Annotated in this window: 15 protein-coding genes and 1 pseudogene; 7 read left to right on the top strand and 9 right to left on the bottom strand. The window is 66.0% G+C overall.

What is annotated here, in order from left to right:
- Nucleotides 1–167: 167 nt before the first annotated feature.
- From KTJ87_RS02490 to KTJ87_RS02480, 3 genes are read left to right on the top strand one after another with little or no spacing between them, the layout of a single operon-like run.
- Nucleotides 168–632, top strand: a complete 465-nt coding sequence (locus KTJ87_RS02490; protein WP_267137480.1) for an Hsp20 family protein — start codon at nucleotides 168–170, stop codon at nucleotides 630–632.
- Nucleotides 629–856, top strand: coding sequence for a DUF1150 family protein (locus KTJ87_RS02485; protein WP_267137479.1), 228 nt, complete (start codon nucleotides 629–631; stop codon nucleotides 854–856). The genes KTJ87_RS02490 and KTJ87_RS02485 overlap by 4 nt, the downstream gene beginning before the upstream one ends.
- Complete coding sequence (locus KTJ87_RS02480) at nucleotides 856–1737, top strand: PhzF family phenazine biosynthesis protein (RefSeq protein ID WP_267137478.1); 882 nt, start codon at nucleotides 856–858, stop codon at nucleotides 1735–1737. Before KTJ87_RS02485 ends, KTJ87_RS02480 begins: the two co-directional genes overlap by 1 nt.
- A gap of 3 nt (nucleotides 1738–1740) precedes the next feature.
- Here KTJ87_RS02480 and KTJ87_RS02475 read toward each other — a convergent pair whose 3' ends face one another.
- Together KTJ87_RS02475 and KTJ87_RS02470 are read right to left on the bottom strand one after the other, a co-directional pair.
- The gene (locus tag KTJ87_RS02475) at nucleotides 1741–2904 is read right to left on the bottom strand and encodes a hypothetical protein (RefSeq protein WP_267137477.1); all 1164 of its coding nucleotides are present in this window, start codon (nucleotides 2902–2904) and stop codon (nucleotides 1741–1743) included.
- Nucleotides 2905–3199: 295 nt separating this feature from the next.
- Complete coding sequence (locus KTJ87_RS02470) at nucleotides 3200–5287, bottom strand: bifunctional sulfate adenylyltransferase/adenylylsulfate kinase (protein WP_267137476.1); 2088 nt, start codon at nucleotides 5285–5287, stop codon at nucleotides 3200–3202.
- 235 nt (nucleotides 5288–5522) lie between these two features.
- Between KTJ87_RS02470 and map the strand changes: the two genes are divergently transcribed.
- Nucleotides 5523–6269: a type I methionyl aminopeptidase gene (gene map / locus KTJ87_RS02465; protein ID WP_267137475.1), complete on the top strand. Its 747-nt coding sequence runs from the start codon at nucleotides 5523–5525 to the stop codon at nucleotides 6267–6269.
- A gap of 23 nt (nucleotides 6270–6292) precedes the next feature.
- On the opposite strand, the gene trxB is transcribed toward map, so the two are convergent.
- Nucleotides 6293–7303 carry a thioredoxin-disulfide reductase gene (gene trxB, locus KTJ87_RS02460; RefSeq protein WP_267137474.1) on the bottom strand — a complete coding sequence of 337 codons (1011 nt, stop codon included), beginning with the start codon at nucleotides 7301–7303 and terminating at the stop codon, nucleotides 6293–6295.
- A gap of 177 nt (nucleotides 7304–7480) precedes the next feature.
- On the opposite strand from trxB, the gene KTJ87_RS02455 reads away from it, so the two are divergent.
- A complete protein-coding gene (locus tag KTJ87_RS02455) occupies nucleotides 7481–7981 on the top strand; it encodes an Lrp/AsnC family transcriptional regulator (RefSeq protein WP_267137473.1) in 501 nt (166 codons plus the stop codon).
- Nucleotides 7982–7985: 4 nt separating this feature from the next.
- Here the strand turns inward: KTJ87_RS02455 and KTJ87_RS02450 are convergent, their stop codons facing one another.
- From KTJ87_RS02450 to KTJ87_RS02435, 4 genes are all read right to left on the bottom strand, one after another.
- Nucleotides 7986–8906 carry an extensin-like domain-containing protein gene (locus KTJ87_RS02450; protein ID WP_267137472.1) on the bottom strand — a complete coding sequence of 307 codons (921 nt, stop codon included), beginning with the start codon at nucleotides 8904–8906 and terminating at the stop codon, nucleotides 7986–7988.
- Nucleotides 8906–9823: a prephenate/arogenate dehydrogenase family protein gene (locus KTJ87_RS02445; RefSeq protein ID WP_267137471.1), complete on the bottom strand. Its 918-nt coding sequence runs from the start codon at nucleotides 9821–9823 to the stop codon at nucleotides 8906–8908. The genes KTJ87_RS02450 and KTJ87_RS02445 overlap by 1 nt, the downstream gene beginning before the upstream one ends.
- Entirely contained in the window at nucleotides 9820–10905 is a 1086-nt protein-coding gene (gene hisC, locus KTJ87_RS02440) for a histidinol-phosphate transaminase (protein WP_267137470.1), read from the bottom strand. Before hisC ends, KTJ87_RS02445 begins: the two co-directional genes overlap by 4 nt.
- A gap of 244 nt (nucleotides 10906–11149) precedes the next feature.
- The gene (locus tag KTJ87_RS02435) at nucleotides 11150–12565 is read right to left on the bottom strand and encodes a homospermidine synthase (protein ID WP_407650466.1); all 1416 of its coding nucleotides are present in this window, start codon (nucleotides 12563–12565) and stop codon (nucleotides 11150–11152) included.
- Between the two features lie 153 nt (nucleotides 12566–12718).
- Between KTJ87_RS02435 and KTJ87_RS02430 the strand changes: the two genes are divergently transcribed.
- Nucleotides 12719–13945: a putative DNA modification/repair radical SAM protein gene (locus KTJ87_RS02430; protein ID WP_267137921.1), complete on the top strand. Its 1227-nt coding sequence runs from the start codon at nucleotides 12719–12721 to the stop codon at nucleotides 13943–13945.
- Nucleotides 13945–14757, top strand: a pseudogene (locus tag KTJ87_RS02425) (TIGR03915 family putative DNA repair protein); the annotation flags it as partial. The gene KTJ87_RS02430 and the pseudogene KTJ87_RS02425, both read left to right, overlap by 1 nt.
- 130 nt (nucleotides 14758–14887) lie before the next feature.
- Here the strand turns inward: KTJ87_RS02425 and rpsD are convergent.
- Complete coding sequence (rpsD, locus tag KTJ87_RS02420) at nucleotides 14888–15508, bottom strand: 30S ribosomal protein S4 (RefSeq protein ID WP_267137468.1); 621 nt, start codon at nucleotides 15506–15508, stop codon at nucleotides 14888–14890.
- Nucleotides 15509–15685: 177 nt separating this feature from the next.
- Nucleotides 15686–16627: a Hint domain-containing protein gene (locus KTJ87_RS02415; RefSeq protein WP_323371591.1), complete on the bottom strand. Its 942-nt coding sequence runs from the start codon at nucleotides 16625–16627 to the stop codon at nucleotides 15686–15688.
- Nucleotides 16628–16822 lie beyond the last annotated feature (195 nt).

The following is a 16822-nucleotide window of genomic DNA, read 5'->3' as shown; positions in this document are numbered from 1 at the left end:
AAGTCCTGTGACTGATGCCGTGGCGGTCACATTAGCGCGTTCACCGATTCCCTCCAAGCACTTGCGGCGGGCATGCCTTGCGCGGCGGTGTTTCGCGTCCCATATTTTGAGGGCGGTCGCCAGACTTGGGGCCATACCTGCACTGTCGCTTGTCAAAGGACGTGTCGATGACGAAAATGACGTTGGGGTCACACCCCTTTCTTCTCGGGTTCGAGCAGCTAGAGCGGCTGGTCGAGCGAACCGCCAAATCCGACGCTGGCGGTTACCCACCCTACAATATCGAACAGACCAGCGATTTGTCCTACCGGATCACGCTGGCCGTCGCCGGGTTTCCAGAGGACGACCTGTCGATCACGACAGAGGACCGCCAGTTGGTGATCCGCGGGCGCCAGTCCGAGGACGCCGAGACGCGCGTCTTCCTGCATCGCGGCATCGCCGCTCGCCAGTTCCAGCGGACCTTTGTGCTGGCCGACGGCGTTGAGGTGGCAGGAGCATCGCTTGAAAACGGCCTCTTGCACATCGACCTTCGCCGTGCAGAGCCGGAAACGGTGATCCAGACCATCCCGATCAATGCGGGCCCGAAGACCACGGGCACGATCAACACGGGGCCCAGAAGGGGGAAGAGCAAATGAACGCCATCCATGATTTCGACCGGATCAATTCCGAACGGCTGGTCTATGTGCGACCCGTCGACGTGAGCGATCTGCCCGAAGAGGTGCAGGAACAGGCGGACGGCATGGAAACGCTCTTTGCCCTGCACGACGCCGACGGGCAGCGTCTGGCGCTGGTCAAGGATCGCCACCTTGCGTTCATCCTGGCCCGCCAGAACGATCTTGCGCCCGTGAACGTCCACTGATGCCCATCGGCTTCGACTGGGTCGATGCCTTCACGGCACAGCCTTTCGCAGGAAACGGCTGTGCCGTCATTCACGACGCCGATGGCCTGCCCGACGATCTGTGCATGGCCATCACCCGCGAGACGGGGCTGGTCGAATGCACGTTCCTGTGCGCATCCGACCGCGCCGATGTGCGCATCCGCTATTTCATGGCCAACCGCGAGATCCCCTTTGCCGGGCATCCCACGGTGGCAAGCGTCACCTCTCTGTATGATCGTGGCCTCGTCAGCGAGGGCGATCTGACGGTCGAAACCGGCGCAGGCGTGGTGCCCGTTCGCATTGAGACCGGGGCAAAGGGCGTCTGGGTGTCGATGGTGCAGAACGCGCCCGATTTCGGCCCCTACGTCCCCGAGGCGCGCATCGCCGCGCTGATCGGCCTGCCCGAGCGCAGCATCGCCGCGCCGCCGCGCGTGGTGTCGACGGGACTGCCCTTTGTCGTCACGCTGCTCGACGGGCAAGAGTCGCTGGCCGCCGCGCGGCTGGACGCCGCGGACATGCAAAGGTTTCAGGGCGAGATCGACTATCCTGACCCGCTGATGGAGCCGTTTCTCGTGACGCTGGGCGGCGCCACGCCCGAGGGCGACACATTTTCGCGGCTTCTGCTGGCGCCGCCGCTGCCGCCCGAGGATCCCTTCACCGGCTCCGCGACCGGTGCGATGGCGGCCTACCTGTGGTCCGAGGGGCTGATCGACCAGCCCGCCTTCATCGCCGAACAGGGCCACTGGATGAACCGCCCCGGTCAGGCGCGCGTCGAGGTGCTGGGGCCCCGCGACGCCATCACCGGCGTGCGCGTCGCAGGGCAAGGCTACGTCCTGATGCGCGGGTTCCTGAACCTCGGCTAGCGTCTACCAGCTGGTCTCGTAGGTCACGCCGAACCCGTAGTCCTGTGCGCCCTGGAACAACTGGCCGCCGTCCAGATTGACCGACAGGTTTCCGGCGGCGCCGGTGTAGTCCACGCCGAGGCCGAGCCTTGGCGCGAGACTGTCGGTGGTTGTTCCCAAGCCGTTGGAAAAGCTGTTGTATTCCCCCGCGAGGCTGACGTAGGGCCGCAGCGGCGCGCCGGGGTTGAACTTGGCCTTCGAGCCGATTGACCCGGTGTAGCTGGTGATCGTGCGCGCCGCACCCGACGCGGCTGGCAACGCCTCGGAGAAGCCACGCAGCCCGAGGAAGCTGTCGATCTCGATCCCGCCGATGTCATAGCGCGCCCGCACGTTCAGCCCGCCGATGGTCCGCGCCGCCGTATAGCTGACCGCGCCTGTGGTGTAGCTGGGCGTGGCAAAGGCGAGATAGCCATCAAGCTGGTAGCGCGGGCTGATCGCCAGTTTGAAATACGGGCCGTAGGTCAAGGCGCTCGTGTTGGTCGTGGTGGCGCCTTGGGTGATGGAATAATCGCCGTAGGACAGCAGGACACCGATCTTGGCGTTCGGCCCTGCATTGACATGCGCGCCAACTGTGCCTTCGAAACCGCCGCCCGACAGGCTGCCGCCAAAGATGCGGCCCTGCCCGATGATCCAGGCATCCCAGCCGCGCGACAGATCGCCCACGCCTTGCGTCGAAAACCTAAAGCTGTCGCGCGTGGCCTGCACGCCGCCCCCGCCGCCGCCCAGCGCGGCACCGATGGCACCCCCGATCGCCCCGCCCGCCGCGCCGCCCGCCGCAAGCGTCGTGTTGGTGGTCTGGGTGGTGGAGCTGCTGGAGGAGGAAGAGGAGGAGTTGTTTCCCGTTGACCCCACCGGAACGCCATCGGTGCCAAAACACGCCAAGGTGACTTGTCCCGCGCCCGCATTTTCGACGCGGGTTACCTCGATGCCGAGCGTCACAGGTCCCATTGCCTCGGGGGCCGTGAACTTCGCACCGTTGCATTCCATTACACCGTCACACACCCGCTTGCCCTCGACCGTGATTCGGACCGACGTAAATTCGGCGGGGGTTCCCACCTGCACGTCGAAACCTGCATTCGCGCCGAAGCTGGCATTCGAAAGATTGAATGAGATCTTGGCGCTGTCCATCGGGCCACGCGCATTAATATTGAAAGTGCCTCCCGCACAGGTCTGCGCAGCAGCGGGAACAGCGGCGCAAAGAAGGGCAGCAGCGGCAAGGGAGAGAACGGATCGCATTGAGATGACCTGTAATGTTTGGGGGCAATTACAGGCAGTTAGCTTTACTTCGGGTCACGATGCGCCGTAAATTTTGGAGCAACCCTGAATTGCGGCAGAAATGTGGCCATTCGGATACATTTCTATCCGAATGGCGAGGCGCGGCAGGTCCCGCGCCTCTCGTGATCCAGGCCTTCAGCTACGCCGTTCAGAACGTCTGGCTTGCGACCAGACCCATGCTTTCCAGCTTCAGTAGCACCTGATGCGCGCAATGGTCGACGTCGGTGCCTTCTGTGTCGAGTCGGATCTCGGGGTGCTCGGGCACGTCATAGGGGTCGCTGATGCCGGTGAATTCCTTGATCTTGCCCTCGCGCGCCAGCTTGTAGAGGCCTTTGCGGTCACGGCGCTCGCATTCCTCGATAGAGGTTGCGACATGCACCTCGACGAAGGCGCCGAAGGCTTCGATGTCCTCGCGCACGGCCCGGCGGGTCGAGGCGTAGGGCGCGATGGGGGCACAGATGGCGATGCCGCCGTTCTTGGTGATCTCGGACGCAACGAACCCGATCCGGCGGATGTTCAGGTCGCGGTGTTCCTTGGAGAAGCCAAGCTCGGACGACAGGTTCTTGCGCACCACGTCGCCGTCAAGAAGCGTCACGGGACGGCCGCCCATCTCCATCAGCTTGACCATCAGCGCGTTGGCGATGGTCGACTTGCCCGAACCCGAGAAGCCGGTAAAGAACACCGTGAACCCCTGTTGCGCGCGCGGCGGCGAGGTGCGGCGAAGTTCGCGCACGACTTCGGGGAACGAGAACCATTCGGGAATCTCCAGCCCCTCGCGCAGGCGGCGGCGCAGCTCGGTGCCCGAGATGTCGAGGACGGTGTCGCCTTCGGGCACTTCGTTCGCGGGGTAATACTGCGCCTTCTCCTGCACGTAGACCATGTGCTTGAAATCGACCATGGTCAGGCCGATCTCGTCCTGATGCTCCTTGAACAGCGTTTGCGCGTCATAGGGGCCGTAGAAATCCTGACCCGCGCTGTTCTTGCCCGGGCCCGCGTGATCGCGCCCGACGATGAAATGCGTGCAGCCGTGGTTCTTGCGGATCAGCCCGTGCCACACCGCTTCGCGCGGGCCGGCCATGCGCATGGCAAGGTTCAGAAGGCTCATCGTGGTGGTGGCCTGCGGATACTTGTCCAGCACCGCCTCGTAGCAGCGCACGCGGGTGAAGTGATCGACGTCGCCCGGCTTGGTCATGCCGACGACCGGATGGATCAGAAGGTTCGCCTGCGCCTCTTTCGCGGCGCGGAAGGTCAGTTCCTGATGCGCGCGGTGCAGCGGGTTGCGGGTCTGGAAGGCGACGACGCGGCGCCAGCCCAGTTTGCGGAAATAGGCGCGCAATTCGTTCGGGGTGTCGCGGCGGGCCTTGAAATCATAGTGCACGGGCTGCTGGATGCCGGTGATCGGACCGCCCAGATACACCTTTCCCGCCTTGTGGTGCAGGTAGTTCACCGCCGGGTGCGCAAGGTCGTTCGCCCCGTAGACCTTTTCGGCCTCGCGGTCCTTGTTCGGCACCCATTTGTCGGTGACCGACAGGATCGCAAGGATCACGCCTTCCTGATCGCGCAGGGCGATGTCCTGCCCTGCTTCGATGGTTTCGGCGAACTTCTCGGAAATATCGAGCGTGATCGGCATCGGCCAGAGCGCGCCGTCAGACAGGCGCATATCCTCGACGACGCCGTCATAATCCGCCTCCGACAGGAAGCCCTTGAGCGGATAGAAGCCGCCGTTCATCAACAATTCCAGATCGCAGATCTGGCGCGGCGTCAGGTCCCAGGACGGCAAATCGCCCGCCTCGACCTTCAGCTTCTGGGCGGATTCGTAAGAGACATAGAGTTCGGGAATGGGGGCCATGTTGCTTTGCATGGAAAACATCCTGTGTTGAGAAGGGGCAAGGGCACCGTCGGTGCCGGTCAATTCGGCATGAAGCGCGCTGTATTCCGCGCGTTTGCGGGCAAGGAACCGGTCTACGAGCCGCGCCTTGCGGGCGGCCCCCTTCGCGGTCAGGGCGTAGGCAAAGCGCTGGCGCCTGTCGGGACTGTCGCGCTTGCCGATCTGGACAAGCCCCGCCTCTGTCACAGCGCGCAGGATCGCGTTCAGGCGGCCAAGGCTGACATCCAGCGCCTCGGCGATGTCGCGCTGACTGGCCGCAGGCGCAGCATCAAGCTGCCGCAGAAGGCGGAAGAGCGTATCGTCATCGGGCAAGGAAGCGTGGGCTGTTGCGGGCACGGGTTCGGTCATGGATTTATGTTCACGGATGAACATATGTCACACCGGCACGCGGATTGGAAGATGTGTGTTCACGGATGAACGTAATGTTGCGGATTGGCGACGCATCATGGCGGCCAAAGGGCAGCGGGTGCGGTGTCACACGGAAAGATGGCGAAGGCAGGGCAAGGTTGTCCTGACGAACCGGCCCTCGGGACATCCCGCGCGTGCGCTGCTACGGTCGCCAGAAAGCACCAAGGACATAGTCATGACGATCACGAACCAGGACGAACTCGAAGGCATGGAAGTCATCGGGCGGATTGTCGCCCGGACGATGGCCGCGATGGCAAAGGCCATGGAGCCGGGGATGACAACGCGCGAGCTGGATAACATCGGGCGCAGGTTTCTGGAACGGGCGGACGCCGTGTCGGCCCCGCAATCGACCTATGACTTTCCGGGTGCCACCTGCATCAGCGTAAACGAGGAAATCGCCCACGGCATCCCGGGCGACCGGATCATTGCCGAGGGTGATCTGGTGAACATCGACGTCTCGGCGTCGAAGAACGGCTATTTCGCCGACACGGGCGCATCCTTTCGCGTGGGCAAGGTCGCGCCTCACCTCGACCGCCTGTGCAAGGACGGCAAGCGCGCCATGCAGATCGGCATCGCCGAGGCACGTTCCGGCAAGCCGCTGTCGGGCATCGGCAACGCCATCGGGCGCTTCGCCTCAAGGCGTGGCTACACGCTGATCCGGAACCTTGCCAGCCACGGGGTCGGTCGCGCCCTGCACGAAGACCCGGGCGAGATCGCGACATGGCCCACCAAGGGGGACCGCCGCCGGATCGGCAAGGGCCTTGTGCTGACGGTGGAGCCCTTCCTGTCGATGGGCGGGCTATGGGCCAACGGCGGGCCGGACGGATGGACCCTGTTCAGCGAACCCGCCGCGCCGGTCGTGCAGTACGAACACACCGTGATCGCCACGGACCGGGGCGCGAGGATCGTTACGCTTCCCTGACGGACCGGCCCTGCGCCGTCGGCTCAGTGCCCGGCTTCGACGGGCGCGCCGTAGCCCAGCGGGGCCGTCTCGTCCTTGGCCGGGCCGGGGTCTTCCTCCATCTCGGCAAGGAACTTCTCGGCTTCCAGAGCGGCCATGCAGCCCATTCCGGCACTGGTGACGGCCTGGCGGTAGATGTGGTCGGTCAGGTCGCCCGCCGCAAAAACGCCGGGGATCGACGTGGCGGTTGAATCGGGTTTTGTCACGACATACCCGCCGTGGTGCGTTTCAAGCTGATCCTTGACCAGTTCCGACGCAGGCGCGTGGCCGATGGCGACGAAAAAGCCCTTGCACGGCACTTCGGTTATCTCGCCCGTGTCCACATGGCGGGCGCGCACGCCCTCGACACCCAGCGGATTGTCCGCGCCGATCACTTCCTCGACCGAGTGGTTCCACATCAACTCGACCTTGGGGTTCTTGAACAGCCGGTTCTGCAGGATCTTTTCCGCCCGCAGGGTGTCGCGGCGGTGAATCAGCGTGACCTTGGACGCGAAGTTGGTCAGGAACAGCGCCTCTTCGACAGCCGTGTTGCCGCCGCCGATCACCACGACCTCGGCGCCGCGATAGAAGAACCCGTCGCAGGTCGCGCAGGCCGACACGCCGAAACCTTTGAACTTTTCCTCGGACGGCAGGCCCAGCCATTTCGCCTGCGCACCCGTCGCAAGGATCAACGCGTCGGCGGTGTAGGTGGTGCCGCTGTCGCCGATGGCGGTGAAGGGGCGCCTCGACAGATCGACCGAGGTGATGATGTCGGACACGATGTCGGTGCCGACGGCGCGCGCATGCTCTTCCATGCGGATCATCAAGTCGGGGCCCTGCACGTCGGTGTCGCCCGGCCAGTTCTCGACCTCGGTGGTGATGGTCAGTTGGCCGCCCGGCTGGATGCCCTGCACGAGCACCGGCTCCAGCATCGCGCGGCTGGCATAGACCGCAGCCGTATAGCCCGCCGGGCCGGACCCGATGATAAGCACTTTGGCGTGTCGCGTGTCGGCCATCCTGAAGCCCCCTCGTCCTGCATGTTCCATTCCGCGCCGATATATGGTGCGCCGTGCCGAACTGGAACCCCGCGTCCTGACGCAGGGGGCGCCCATAACGATATTGCGCAATGGCGAAATATTGTTGCGCTTTCTGTGCCAACTGGGTAGCTTTCCGCAAATTTCCGGAAAGCAGACATGCCAGGCGCGAAACTCGATCCCATCGACAGGATGATTCTTCGGGAACTGCAGGCCGACGGCCGCATGACCAATGTCGAACTGGCCAAGCGGGTCGGCATCTCTGCCCCGCCCTGCCTGCGCCGTGTCCGCACGCTTGAGGAACAGGGATACATCAAGGGCTATCACGCCGACGTCGACCCGCGAAAGCTGGGCTTCGAGGTGCAGGTCTTCGCGATGGTCGGGCTGGTCAGCCAGGCCGAGGCCGACCTGTCGCGCTTCGAACAGCGCTGCCGCGACTGGCCGCTTGTCCGCGAATGCCACATGCTGAACGGCGAGGTGGATTTCATCCTGAAATGCGTCGCCCCCGACCTGTCCACCTTCCAGAGCTTCCTGACCGAGCAGCTTACGGCGGCCGAGAACGTCGCCAGCGTCAAGACCTCACTGGTGATCCGGGGCGCCAAGGATCAGCCCGGCGTGCCCTTCGACGTGATGGAATCGCGGCTGGCACAAGACGCCTGAGACGTCACCGGCAATAGGCGCCGTTGCCGTGGCGTGCCGTGTCAAAGTGGAAATGATCCTGGTGGAAACGGTCCGAATTGGGGCCAAGCACTGTGCCAAAGGTCCCGCAGGCCCCAGAATGCAGGCGCTTCATCACCGGGCCGATGGACCCGTCGCGCCATCCTTTCAGAACCGTCAGCGACTGCCCGTTGCGCAGGTTGATCGCCGAGATGTCGATGGCCTTGCCGCGCCCGTGCTCGGACACCTTCGCACCCGGCTGGTTGTTGCGCGTCCGGCAGGAATAATGCGCCGCCACCTGCAACGACGCGACGCCCCCGCCCAGGCGCCCAACCGAAGGCTTCAGCGTCGCATCCACCCAGCTTCGCAAGGCCTGCGCGGTCGGGCAATCTAGCGTCGCCGCCTGGCTCAGCGAAATGCCCCCGACAGACGTCACCCGCACCGGGTTCGCGACGCGGCACCCCGCGATACGCCCCGGGATCGGCGCCATCGGTTGACCGATGATCGACGGATCGCCGCACACGACCGTGACCCGGCCCGGCGTGCGCGTCGGCGGCGGTGGCGGCTGCACGAGCATCCCCGAGGCGCGCACCACGGACCGGCGCTGCAGGTTCGGCGGCCTTGGCCCGGGGCGCGGCGACACCCGAACGGCTGGGCCGCCCCCCGCCAGAACCACATCCGGTTTGGGCGCAACGGGCGGCGCAGGCTGCGCGGCTGCACCCTCCTCGGGGCGCAGCACCGGCACGGGAGAGATGACGATGGCCGCCTCGACCGCCTGCAGGACGCGCTGGTCGGGATCGGCCGCCGCTTCTGCCGCCTGGGCCGCCGGGCGCAGCACCGGAACCGGGGATTGCAGCGGCGCCTCGGCCACGGCGGCCCCGGCGGCAAGCAGGGCCGCCGCGGCCAGGGTTGCCCACCCCCGCCGCATCAGCCCCGTTTCACCCGCCCGAAGTCGGGCGCGTCGGTATCCTGCCCCGCCTCGATGATCCCGCGCCGGATCGCGCGGGTGCGGGTGAAATAGTCGTGCAACAGCTGCCCGTCGCCGGTGCGGATCGCCCGCTGCAACGCGAACAGCTCTTCGGTGAAGCGCCCAAGGATTTCCAGTGTCGCCTCCTTGTTCGTCAGGAACACGTCACGCCACATCGTGGGATCCGACGCGGCGATCCGGGTGAAATCCCGAAACCCCGCCGCCGAGAACTTGATGACCTCGCTGTCGGTGACGCGCCGCAGATCGTCCGCCACCCCGACCATGGTGTAGGCGATCAGGTGCGGCGTGTGGCTGGTGACGGCAAGGACCAGGTCGTGATGATCGGCCTCCATCGTCTCGACATTCGAGCCGAGCGCCCGCCAGAACCGCGACAGCCGGTCAAGCGCGCCCGCGTCCGTCGCCTCATCCGGCACCAGCAGGCACCAGCGGTTGTCGAACAGTTCCGCAAAGCCCGAGCGCGGGCCGGAATGTTCCGTTCCCGCCAGCGGATGCCCGGGGATGAAATGCACGCCATGCGGCATGTGCGGCGCGACCGCGTCGATGACATGCTTCTTGACCGACCCGACGTCGGTGACCGTGGCGCCTTCCGCAAGATGCGGTGCGATCTCGGCCGCGACCCGGCCCATCACCCCCACCGGCACGGCCAGCACCACAAGATCGGCGTCCTTCACCGCCTCGGCCGCCGTTTCGACGATCCGGTCGCAAAGCCCGATCTCCTCGGCAATGGCGCGGGTCTCGGGCGACCGCGCGGTGCCCACGATCTCGCCCGCGGCCCCCGCGCGCCGGGCGGCATGGGCCATCGACCCCGCGATCAGGCCAAGCCCGATCAGCGCGACGCGGCCATAGATCACGCTCACCTGCCGACATCCTTGAAATTCCCGATCGCATGGGCGACCCGGCGGCAGGATGCCTCGTCCCCGACGGTGATCCGCAGGCAGTTCGGCAGGTTGTAGCTCGCGACAGGGCGCACGATCAGACCCTCCTGCTTGAGCCAGGCATCGCAGGCCAGCGCCTCGTCGGCACTGGCAAAACGGGCCAGCACGAAATTCGCGCAAGATGTATCGGAAGGCACGCCCTTTTCCATCAGCGCCTCGGCCAGCCAGGCGCGGTTGCGCGTGTTCTCGCTCAGGCTGCGCTGGATATGCTCATCGTCGCGCAGCGCGGCCTCGGCGGCGGCAAGCTGCGCCTCGGACAGGTTGAACGGCCCGCGAATGCGGTTCAGCACGTCGATCACCTCGGCCGGGCCATAACCCCAGCCGACCCGCAGGCCGCCAAGGCCGTAGAGCTTGGAAAACGTGCGCGTCATGAACACGTTCCCGCGCGAGGCGATCAGGCCGATGCCGCCATCATAGCCTTCGACATACTCGGCATAGGCGCCGTCCAGTACCAGCATCGCGCCCGCAGGCAGCCCGTCTGCAAGCCGCGCCAGATCGCCGGTCCCGATCATCGTGCCGGTCGGGTTGTTCGGGTTGGCGATGAACACCAGCTTCGTCTTCGGCGTGCAGGCCGCCAGCAAGGCATCGACGTCCGTCACCCGCTCGCGCTCGGGCACAGACACCGGCGTGCCGCCCGCTGACAGCGCAGCGATCCGGTAGATCGCAAAGCCATGCTCGGTGTGAACCACCTCGTCGCCCGGCCCGACATAGGCCTGGCACAGAAGATGCAGAATCTCGTCCGACCCGACACCACAGACGATGCGCCCCGCATCGATCCCGTGCACCTCGCCAAGCGCAGCGCGCAGGCTCGCATGATCTGTGGACGGATAGCGGTGCAACTGGCGCACGGCCCGGCTGAACGCCTCCATCGCCTTGGGGCTGGGGCCGAACGGGTTCTCGTTCGACGACAGCTTCACGACGTTCTCGACGCCCGCCAAATACGACTGGCCGCCGACATAGGGCGCGATATCGAGGATTCCGGGCTGGGGAACGATGACACTCATTGGGGAACCTGTGCTTTGTCCTGCCTTCTATCCGCCTGCCGCGCACAGGAAAAGCGGCAAAGCCGCACGGGCCCTGCGCCGCGACATCGCGGCAACGCCGCACGCGTCTCTCGCCTGCGCGGTGTCCGCCCCCAAGGCGCCGCCATGCCCCCATCTTTGGTCTGCAAATACCTCCGGGGGTTTGGGGGCAGAGCCCCCATGCGGCGCGCGGGGCCTCGATGGCCCCAAGCGCCGCTCCCCGTCCTCACGTCGCCAGCACGTTACGGAACTGCCAGGGATCGCTCTCGTCGATGTCCTCGGGAAAGTGCTCCCAGCGGTCCTGCAGCGGCGTCCAGTCGGTGTAATGCGCCTCGACGGGCCCGAGATACGGGCGCTGCACCTCGAGGCACCGCGCGTGGTCCATCTCGTCGGTCTCGACGATCCCTGCGCCGGGGGTCTCCAGCGCCCATACCATGCCCGCGATCACCGCAGACGACACCTGCAGGCCGGTCGCGTTCTGGTAGGGGGCCAGCGCCTTGGTTTCCTCGTTCGACAGGCGCGAGCCATACCAGAGCGCGTTCTTCTCGTGCCCGAACAGCAGCACGCCCAATTCATCGATGCCCTCGACGATCTCGTGTTCCTCGAGGATATGGTGCCGCTCCTGCTGGCGGCCCGATCCGAACATCTCGTGCAGCGACAGGACTGCGTCGTCGGACGGGTGATAGGCATAGTGGCAGGTCGGGCGGAACTCGGGCGCGGCCGCGTCGCCGACCGTGTAGTAGTCGGCGATCGAGATCGCTTCGTTGTGGGTCACGAGGAACCCGAACTGCGGTCCGGGTGTAGGACACCAGCTGTGGACCCGCGTGATCGCGCCGGGGCGGTCCAGCCAGATGCCCGCCCTGCAGCCTGTCTCGTGACGGTGGCCCAGTTCGGGGAACCACGTCTCATGCGTGCCCCAGCCCAGTTCCGCAGGCTGGAACCCTTCCGCGATGAAGCCCTCGACCGACCAGGTGTTGACGAAGACGCCGCGCGGGCGCGGCTCGCGCCGGGCTTGGGTGTCGCGCTCGGCGATGTGCACGCCCTTGACGCCCAGCGATTGCATCAGCCGGGCCCAGCCGTTGCGGTCCTTGGGCGCCGCCGCGTCCCGCCCTGTGTCGCGCGCCAGCGTCAGCAGCGCCTCCTTGACGAACCACGACACCATGCCGGGATTGGCGCCGCAGCAGGACACCGCCGTGGTGCCGCCGGGATTGCGCGCCTTCTCGTCCCGCACCGCCTGCCGCAGCGCATAATTCGTGCGCTCTGCATTGTCGGTGGTGTCGAAGTAGAATCCCGCCCAGGGCTCGACGACGGTGTCGATGTAGGGAACCCCGATTTCGCGGCAGAACCGCATCAGGTCAAGCGACGAGGTATCGACGGACAGGTTGACGCAGAACCCCTTGCCGTCCGGGAACAGCTCGCCCAGCACTTCGCGGTAATTGTCCGGGGTCAGCGCCACCTGAAGATGGGCGATGCCGCGTTGGCGCAGGAACGTGGCGACCTTCGGGTTCGGCTCGATCACCGTGAGCTTCTTGGCGTCGAAGTCGAAATGCCGTTCGATCAGCGGCAGCGTGCCGCGCCCGATCGACCCGAAGCCGATGATCACGATGGGCCCGTCGATACGGGCGTGAACGGGATGGTCGATGTCGGCCAAGGTCAGGATCCTTCCGTACTGCGCTGTCAGGGCGACTACCTAGCCGCTGCGACCCGCGACGTCCAACCGCACGGCAAGGTGAGCGTGATGTGGCGCCGGGCGCTTGACGCGGCGGCGCAGGAACATAATGTGAACATCATGCCGATGACCCTTCAAGACAAGCTTGCCATCCTGTCCGACGCTGCGCGCTACGATGCCTCCTGCGCGTCATCCGGCACATCGCGGCGCGACAGCCGCGACGGCAAGGGTCTGGGATCGACCGAAGGCTCGGGCATCTGCCATGCCTATGCGCCCGACGGGCGCTGCATCAGCCTGCTGAAGATCCTGATGACGAATTTCTGCATCTACGACTGCGTCTACTGCGTGAACCGGGTCTCGTCGAATGTCCCGCGCGCCCGCTTCACCCCGGAAGAGGTCGTGCACCTGACGACGGAATTCTACCGGCGCAACTATATCGAGGGGCTGTTCCTGTCCTCGGGCATTATCCGTTCGCCCGACAAGACGATGGAGGACATGGTGCAGATCGCCCGCCTTCTGCGCGAGCGCGAGCAGTTCCGGGGCTACATCCACCTCAAGACCATCCCCGACGCCGCGCCCGAGTTGATCGCGCAGGCCGGGCTCTATGCCGACCGGCTGTCGGTGAACGTCGAATTGCCCACCGACGCGTCCGTCGCCGCCTATGCGCCCGAAAAGAACCCCGCGACGATCCGGGACGCGATGGGGGACGTCAAGGCGCGGCGGCTGGCGTCCAAGGACCGCAGCCACACCGGCAAGCGCCCTGCCCGCTTTGCCCCGGCCGGGCAATCGACGCAGATGATCGTCGGCGCCGATGGTTCGAACGACGCCGTGATCCTGAACCATTCGGCCCGGCTTTACGGCGATTTCCGGCTGAAGCGGGTGTATTATTCCGCCTTCTCGCCGATCCCCGACTCCTCAGCGCGGCTTCCGCTCATCAAGCCGCCGCTGATGCGCGAACACCGGCTGTATCAGGCCGACTGGCTGCTGCGCTTTTACGGCTTTGGGGTGGACGAGATCACGGGCGTCAGCGCGGGCGGCAACCTCGACCTCGACATCGATCCGAAACTGGCCTGGGCGCTGGCGCATCGCGGGCTGTTCCCGGTGGACGTGCAGCGCGCCGAGCGCGAGACGCTGCTGCGGGTGCCGGGCTTCGGCACCAAGACGGTCGGCCGCATCCTGACGACACGCCACCACCGGACCCTGCGATACGGCGATCTGCAGCGCATGGGCGCCGGCCTGAAGAAGGCCCGCCCGTTCATCACGCTGCGCGACTGGAGCCCGGGGGCACTGACCGACAGCGCGGACCTGCGGGCGCGGTTCGCGCCGTCGCCCGAACAGTTGTCGCTGTTCTGATGCGCAGCATCGCCCTGCCCCGGATCGGCACCGCAGCGGCCTGGCGCGAGGCGGCGCGGGGGCTGCTGTCAGCCGGCGTGCGTCCCGAGGATGTCCTGTGGACATGGGACGGTGCGGCGGGGGATCTCTTCGCCGAGCCCGCCGCGCCGCCAGCCCCCTCGCCCGCGCTGACCGTGCCAAAGGCGTTCCTCGAGATGGCCAACCGCGTCGTCTGGCATTCCGACCCCGAGCGGTTCGCGCGGCTCTATGCGTTTCTATGGCGGGTGCGGGACGATCCCCGCCTGATGTCCGCGCGCGGCGATGCAGGGCTGGAGCGGCTGCGGACGATGGAGAAGAACGTCAACCGCTGTGCACACAAGATGAAGGCTTTCGTGCGCTTCCGCGATCTTGGCGCGGACGGACCGCGCCGCCGCTTTGCCGCCTGGTTCGAGCCGACGCATCACACGGTGGAACCGACCGCCCCGTTCTTCACTCGCCGTTTCGGCGACATGGATTGGGTCATCGTCACCCGCGACGTGACCGCACGGTTCGAGGAGGGGACGCTGTCCTTTTCAGAAGGCCAATCCAAACCCGACTTGCCCGAGGATGGCGCAGAGGCGCTGTGGGGCACGTATTTCCGCAACATCTTCAATCCTGCCCGCGTCAAGATCGGCGCGATGACCTCCGAAATGCCGCGCAAATACTGGAAGAACATGCCCGAGGCGCAGCACATCCCGGACCTGATCCGCACCGCAGAAGCGCGTGCGCGGCAGATGCAGGACAACGCCCCGACCCTGCCGCCCTTGCGCGCGGCGAAAGTGACCGAGCGGCTGCGCGGCCCCGGTACGGGCAGCACGAAAGCATGACGCATCTGTAGGGCGGGAGTCATCCCGCCACCCCTGAAAACGAAAAGGGTCGCACCCTGCGGTGCGACCCCCCTTGCGACTGTCCCTCGCGAAACGCTTAGTTCTGCGCGTAGTATTCGATGACGAGGTTCGGTTCCATCTGGACCGGGTACGGCACATCGCCAAGACCCGGGGTCCGCACGAAGGTCGCGGTCAGCTTGGAGTGGTCGACCTCGAGGTAGTCGGGCACATCGCGCTCGGCCAACTGGGTGGCTTCAAGCACCACGGCCAGCTGCTTGGAGCGGTCACGGACCTCGATCACGTCGCCTTCCTTCACGCGGTAGGACGGGATGTTCACGATCTGGCCGTTCACGCGCACATGCTTGTGGTTCACGAACTGGCGGGCGGCGAACACGGTCGGCACGAATTTCGCGCGGTAGACCACGGCGTCGAGGCGACTCTCGAGCAGGCCGATCAGGTTCTCGCCGGTGTCACCGCGCACACGCTCGGCTTCGGCATAGATGCGGCGGAACTGCTTTTCGGTCAGGTCGCCATAGTAGCCCTTGAGCTTCTGCTTGGCGCGCAGCTGGATACCGTAGTCCGACAGCTTGCCCTTGCGGCGCTGGCCGTGCTGGCCGGGGCCGTATTCGCGGCGGTTCACCGGGGACTTCGGACGACCCCAGATGTTTTCGCCCATGCGGCGGTCGATCTTGTACTTGGCAGAGGTGCGTTTTGTCACCGTCTGGTCTCCTTCTGTGGGCGCCTCCGGGCGGAGGCCATGAAGGGCGTTGTCCTTTGCTCCGGCACGGGGGCCGGGGCCGACAGGGCTCCCCTTGCGGGGACCACCAACACCAATATGAACAGGCAGCCCGAAGGCCGCCTGAGATGCGCGCTTATAAAGGGGCTGACCCCGGTGTCAATGCCGCCAGTGCATCGCTTCGGTCAGGATCGCCGCTTCCGGCGCCGACAGCAGCCGACGGGCGAATCCGCCATACAGGCTGGCATCCCGGTCGACATCCGGCGCCCGTTCCAGAAGCGCTGCGCGCTGGTCGGGCGCGATCGCTTCGAAGGGCGTGCTGGCGGGGTGGAAGGTCTCGGATTCGAGGCCGTTCGCCCAGACCACCTGATGCCGGTCCAGCAGGATGTGAACGTATGTCACGCTTTGCGGGCGATGGTCCACGGTGATCGTGCGGTCGTTCACCATGTCGCGGGCGCGCACCAGCACTTCGGGGCTGTTGAACAGCGCCTCGGCCATCGTGCCGCGCAGCAACATCCGGTGATCGGGCGACACCAGCAGTTCGGCATCGGGCACATCGGCGCCCAGCGCGCTGCCGCGAATGCGGATCGGGCGCAGTTCCGGCAGGGCGAACAGTCGCGCGCCGCTCATCCGGCGGCTGCCGATCCAGCGCACCGGCTGCGGGCCGTCGTCCTTGGTCAGGATCAGGTCACCTTCGGCAAGATCCGACACCAGGCGCGGGCCATCCGGGGTGGCCAGCCGGGTTCCCGGGGTGAAGCAGATGACCGACCGCGCCGTATCGGTGATGCGGTTGATATGGCCCTCGGGCAGCGACACGTCGCTGATCCACAGATCGCTTTCCTGGTCGGGCATGTCGCCCGCGAACATGGCAAGCGGCTCTGCGTCGGGCATCTCGATCAGCGTCACCCGATATTGCCGGTAGCCGTCCGTGATGCAGAATCCGCCACCTACGAGCGGATCGTCCGGCAGGTCAGCCCGTGGCGCCTCGTCGAAGTCAGCGACCCCGCCAAGCCGCCGCTTTACCGCTGCTGCAGCCCGCCGGTGCAATGTATCGACCGCTTCGGAACCGGTCAGAACCAGAAGTGATGTGGGTCCGTCCACCCTGACCGCACGACCGTTCCATGACCAGGACGCACCTTCTGAAAGCGACGCGATGGGCGCGCCGCGAAGGCCGTCGGTCTCGGTCTGCGACCAGGGTATGACGAACGTGCCTTTCGAGCCCGTCCTCATAGCCTGTATGCCTGCCTGCTCTTTTTTTATTGAGCCCGTTGTAACATGGGCGAATCGCACTGTGAA

Source organism: Anianabacter salinae, from assembly GCF_019061145.1.
Lineage (GTDB): Bacteria > Pseudomonadota > Alphaproteobacteria > Rhodobacterales > Rhodobacteraceae > Anianibacter > Anianibacter salinarum.
This window is presented reverse-complemented; position numbering and strand designations above follow the sequence as displayed.

Bases quoted from the DNA above. Each gene is read 5' to 3' on its own strand.
- KTJ87_RS02430 (WP_267137921.1), top strand. From the start codon at position 12,719: ATGACCCTTCAAGACAAGCTTGCCATCCTGTCCGACGCTGCGCGCTAC.
- KTJ87_RS02490 (WP_267137480.1), top strand. From the start codon at position 168: ATGACGAAAATGACGTTGGGGTCACACCCCTTTCTTCTCGGGTTCGAG.
- KTJ87_RS02475 (WP_267137477.1), bottom strand. From the start codon at position 2,904: ATGGACAGCGCCAAGATCTCATTCAATCTTTCGAATGCCAGCTTCGGC.
- KTJ87_RS02480 (WP_267137478.1), top strand. From the start codon at position 856: ATGCCCATCGGCTTCGACTGGGTCGATGCCTTCACGGCACAGCCTTTC.
- KTJ87_RS02455 (WP_267137473.1), top strand. From the start codon at position 7,481: ATGCCAGGCGCGAAACTCGATCCCATCGACAGGATGATTCTTCGGGAA.
- KTJ87_RS02485 (WP_267137479.1), top strand. From the start codon at position 629: ATGAACGCCATCCATGATTTCGACCGGATCAATTCCGAACGGCTGGTC.
- map (WP_267137475.1), top strand. From the start codon at position 5,523: ATGACGATCACGAACCAGGACGAACTCGAAGGCATGGAAGTCATCGGG.
- trxB (WP_267137474.1), bottom strand. From the start codon at position 7,303: ATGGCCGACACGCGACACGCCAAAGTGCTTATCATCGGGTCCGGCCCG.
- hisC (WP_267137470.1), bottom strand. From the start codon at position 10,905: ATGAGTGTCATCGTTCCCCAGCCCGGAATCCTCGATATCGCGCCCTAT.
- KTJ87_RS02450 (WP_267137472.1), bottom strand. From the start codon at position 8,906: ATGCGGCGGGGGTGGGCAACCCTGGCCGCGGCGGCCCTGCTTGCCGCC.
- KTJ87_RS02470 (WP_267137476.1), bottom strand. From the start codon at position 5,287: ATGACCGAACCCGTGCCCGCAACAGCCCACGCTTCCTTGCCCGATGAC.